A 1,837-nucleotide genomic window follows, 5' to 3' on the forward strand; every position below is an offset into this window, starting at 1 on the left:
TGAAGGTGCTGTTAGAAGCCATCAACTTTTTTTGAAGTATTCCTTTATGGTAAAGTCTAAATCATAGGTTAAACAATACCTCTGCCAATTTACGAGATTTCAACGCCGATATAAACGGGATGAATACGACCTAAAGAAGGGAGCAACGCGATTTTGCGAGAATTCTGCGTTCAAGGCAGGAGGTAGGAGGCAGGGGGCAGAAGGAAACAAACAACTATTTTTTCATATCTCAAACCGACAACAAAATATTATTTTTACCTCCTGCCTCCTGCATTTTCACTCCTGCCTCCTCATATATCCAATTTCTACACATTAGAACTCTTGCATAAATATTTTATGGGATGATTATGGGTTATCCTAATTTCAGTTTTTGGTGAGAGGTTATAAATTCTGACAACCCCCAGTCTAATCCAATATGATAATAAGTGCGGTATTCTCTCCAATATTGAATAACCATCAAAACTAGCCAATATTTATTCTCTTTAGGAACATATTACAGTTTGTAAAGACATTGTTTTTAAAGATGATAAATAGAGCAATACTGCGAAAGCAAGGAATGCAGCAACTTCGGTATGATCCGCGATCGATACCGAGTTGTGAGATATGTTGTTCCTGTTTTAATAATTCTAGGAGTTTAGAAAAATGACTAATATATTGTTGGAAGATATAGATGTTTCCCTGTGGGAAGAACTAGATGATGTTTCCGCTAGTAAAATATCGGGTGGAGAGGGAATTGGTGCAGAAGTCGCGGCTGCGAATTCCTTTGCTCGTGAAGAGGGTTTTCAAAATGCTAACAAATTGACACGTGAGCTAAACTCTACTAACTTTGGGCAATCTGTTAGCGAGTTTGCCCAGTTTGTTAATGGGCCGTCTCCCACCGTTCCAGTTTAGATAGAATTGGTAGGCAATGCCTACCAATTCTAGTTTTGTGATTATTGTCGATTACGGAAAATTTCACGCAGACTAATAAAAAAGGCTCTTTTTTAGTGAATAAAAAAGCTTGAAAGGCACATAATTTTCGCTCCATAGTTCCGATTTTAATTAAGAATTAACCAAAATTTAACATGAATGTTTTTGTTTATGTATATGTTTCTAAGTAGAGTTCCATAAAATATTTACTACTGTTTCTCATGAAAATTCGTAAAACTTTGCTTGGATTAACAATTGGTGTACTTTCCACAGTGAGCATTTTGGATATCTGGAACATTCAAAAAGTGAAGGCTGACTCTGTAACTGATACCAATTCTGAACTGAAAGTTTGCAGCAAATTTGTCGCTGGTACATACCTCACGACAATTAAAGACGGAGCAGGAAAGTTTGCTTCACGCGGGCTGATCACTCTCACTAAAGAAGGTAACTTCATTACTAGTGACTCAAACGAAGGTGGTATTTCAGGTCAGTTTGATCCTTTTACCACTTCTTTGGGTACTTGGGCGTGTGATGGAAAGAAGGCGATTACAGGTAGGGCGCTCAATTTTAGTCTCTCAAACAAGGGTGGTAGCGGTATTGCAAGAAATGATTATAAAGCTACTTTTAATCCGATAACTCAAACATTAGAAGGGACAATTGAGCTTCGTCTGTTTCCTCTGCAAGGGAATCCACTACAGGGTAATGGACAAAATGGAGGGTCATTCTCCTTTACAAGTCAGCTTGTCACCGCTAGATAGGATGAGAGTTAACTAGCAGCTTTTAGGTGATTTCTGATAAAAAAATACCTATGTTAACGAGTTTCGACTTCGCTCAACTCTCGACCACTCAGTTGGTTGAGCGAAATCGAAACCAACGGCTATGGTAAATTTATTACTAGAATTCACCTTATTATTACTGTTAATGTGTA

2 protein-coding genes and 1 pseudogene are annotated in these 1,837 nt (G+C 37.8%); 2 read left to right on the forward strand and 1 reads right to left on the reverse strand.

The annotated features are described in order from the left end of the window. Positions 1-388: 388 nt before the first annotated feature. Positions 389-463, reverse strand: a pseudogene (locus VE944_RS34355) (helix-turn-helix domain-containing protein); the annotation flags it as partial. A gap of 179 nt (positions 464-642) precedes the next feature. Between VE944_RS34355 and VE944_RS23045 the strand changes: the two are divergent. After that, the gene (locus VE944_RS23045; RefSeq protein ID WP_324982427.1) at positions 643-891 is read left to right on the forward strand and encodes a hypothetical protein; all 249 of its coding nucleotides are present in this window, start codon (positions 643-645) and stop codon (positions 889-891) included. A 239-nt stretch (positions 892-1,130) separates the two neighbouring features. Continuing rightward, the gene (locus VE944_RS23050; protein ID WP_324982430.1) at positions 1,131-1,667 is read left to right on the forward strand and encodes a hypothetical protein; all 537 of its coding nucleotides are present in this window, start codon (positions 1,131-1,133) and stop codon (positions 1,665-1,667) included. Positions 1,668-1,837: the final 170 nt, after the last annotated feature.

Source organism: Nostoc sp. (assembly GCF_035638895.1).
GTDB lineage: Bacteria > Cyanobacteriota > Cyanobacteriia > Cyanobacteriales > Nostocaceae > Nostoc.